At 70.8% G+C, this 2428-nt stretch carries 2 protein-coding genes; both read left to right on the plus strand.

The genetic code is table 11. From position 1 onward, the window contains the following. Positions 1-372 precede the first annotated feature (372 nt). Positions 373-1149, plus strand: coding sequence for a prepilin peptidase (locus ACY0I8_RS17730; protein WP_461395805.1), 777 nt, complete (start codon positions 373-375; stop codon positions 1147-1149). A 26-nt stretch (positions 1150-1175) separates the two neighbouring features. After that, the coding region (locus tag ACY0I8_RS17735; protein WP_461395806.1) for a sigma-54-dependent transcriptional regulator at positions 1176-2428 on the plus strand (1253 nt) is incomplete at its 3' end.

Consider the following 2428-nt stretch of genomic DNA (forward strand, 5'->3'; position numbering starts at 1 on the left):
CCGGCTCTGGCGCGCCGCCTGGCGGATCACCCAGAACTTGTAGAGGATGATGCCCCAGCACAGGACCGAGGCGAGCACGAGCACGAGGAGAACGCCGCCCACCACGGGCCCGGAGCCGAAGGCCATGGCGAGGATGTTGGAGGAGCCGTTCCAGGGATGCACGTCCATCTCCCTCGGGAGCGCGTTGCGAAAGAGGATCGGAGCAAACGAAGATAGGCGCCCGGCGGTCGGGGTGTCAACGCATAGCCGGCCGCCCCGGCGGGCCCAGGGGCGGCCGGTCCACCGTCTCGGGGGGAATCGGCCGCGTCTGGGGCGCCCCCGGTCCCTTGGGCCCGTATCGCTCCCCGCGACGTCCCGGATTGGAGAACCGCGTTGGACCCCCTGACCCTGTTCGGAACCCCCGCGGCCGCCCTGCTCGGGGCCGTGGTGGGGAGCTTTTTGAATGTCGTGATCTACCGGCTTCCCCGGGGGGAGTCGCTGGTGCGGCCCCCCAGCCACTGCCCCCGGTGCGGCAATCGGGTCCGGCCCCGGGACAACGTGCCGATCCTGAGCTACCTCGTGCTCCGGGGCCGGTGCCGGGACTGCGGGGCCCCCATCTCGCCCCGGTACCCCCTGGTGGAGGCGCTCACGGCCGCACTCTCGGCGCTCCTGTGGCTCCGGGTGGGGCCCGCGTGGGCGTTCGGGCCCTATTTCGTGTTCGTGGCCGGGCTCGTGGCCGTGACCTTCATCGACCTGGACCACAGGATCATCCCCGACTCCCTGAGCCTCGGGGGCATCGCGGCCGGGTTCGCCGCCTCGTTCGTGACCGGGCTGGGGCCGGTCCAGAGCCTCCTGGGCGCCGGGCTGGGGGCGGGGCTCCTTCTGGCCGTGGCCCTGGGGTATCGGGCGGTTACCGGCCGGGAGGGCATGGGGCTCGGGGACGTCAAGTTCCTCGGCGCCGTTGGCGCGTTCCTGGGATGGCAGGCCGTGCTCTTCACCGTGTTCGTTTCGTCGCTCGTGGGCGCGGCCGTGGGGGTGGCGTGGGGGATTGTGCGGGGAGGAGGGCTTCGGCTCGAGGTGCCCTACGGCCCGTTTTTGTGCCTGGGGGCCGCCCTCTACCTTTACGCCGGGCCCGAACTCGTGGGATGGTACCTGGGGCTTTTGGGCTGACCCATCGCCAGGCGGGAGAAACGATCGTGACCCACACGCTTCTCATCGTGGACGACGAGGGCATCGTCCGGGAGACCCTCGCGTCGATCCTGGCGGACGAGGGCTATACGGTCACCGAGGCGGCCGACGGCCAGGAGGCCCTCGACCTTCTCGACGAGCGGGGCGCCGACGGGTTCGACTTCGTGCTGTGCGACATCAAGATGCCCCGGGTGGACGGGCTCGAGTTCCTGCGGAAGGCGCGGGCCCGGGGCTGCACCTCGACCATCGTGATGATGTCGGCCTACGGCACGGTGGACACCGCCCTGGAGGCTCTCAAGCTCGGGGCCTACGACTACATCTCGAAACCGTTCAAGACGGACGAGGTGCTCCTGACTCTGAAGAAGGCCGAGGAGCGCGAGCGGCTCCTCAGGGAGAACCGGGCGCTCAAGGAGGCGATCCGGCGGGAGTACCGGTTCGAAAACCTGGTGGCCCGTAGCCCCCGGATGCAGGCGGTTCTGGAACTGCTGGCCAAGGTGGCCGACTACCGGACGAGCGTTCTTCTGGTGGGGGAGGCCGGAACGGGCAAGGAGGTGCTGGCCCGGGCGCTCCACGCCAACTCCCGGCGGGCCGACGGGCCGTTCCTCAAGGTGAACTGCCGGGCCGTGCCCGAGGCGGTGCTCGAGGCGGAGCTCTTCGGCCACGAGCCCGGGGCCTTCGCCGACGCGCCCAGGGCCAGGCCGGGCCTGTTCGAGCAGGCCCAGGGCGGCACCCTGTTCCTCGAAGACGTGGACGGGTTGCCCCCGTTCCTCCAGGTACGGCTCCTGCGGGTGCTCCAGGAGGGGGTGACGCGCCGGGTGGGGGGGGCCGCGGACCTCCCGGTGGACGTCAGGGTGGTGAGCGCCTCCCAGGTGGATCTCAAGAAGCTCGTGGCCGAGGGCGGGTTTCGGGAGGACCTCTACTACCGGCTCAGCGTGATCCCGGTGCTGGTGCCGCCCCTCCGGGAGCGGCGCGAGGACATCCCGCTCCTGGTGAACCGGTTCCTGGAGCGGTTCGCCCAGGACACGGGGAAACCCGTGACCGGGGTGAGCGCCGAGGGGATGGAGATGCTTCTTCGCTACGGCTGGCCGGGCAACGTGCGGGAGCTCGAGAACGTGATCGAGCGGGCCGTGGTGATGGCCGACGGCACCGCGATCGAGGCGAGCCACCTGAGCCCCTGGATCCAGGAGGGGCAGGACGGGCTCTTCCCGGCCATCGGCCCCGACGAGTACTCGATCAAGAAGGTGGTGGCCCGGGTGGAGGA

It is taken from the genome of Deferrisoma sp. (assembly GCF_054681715.1).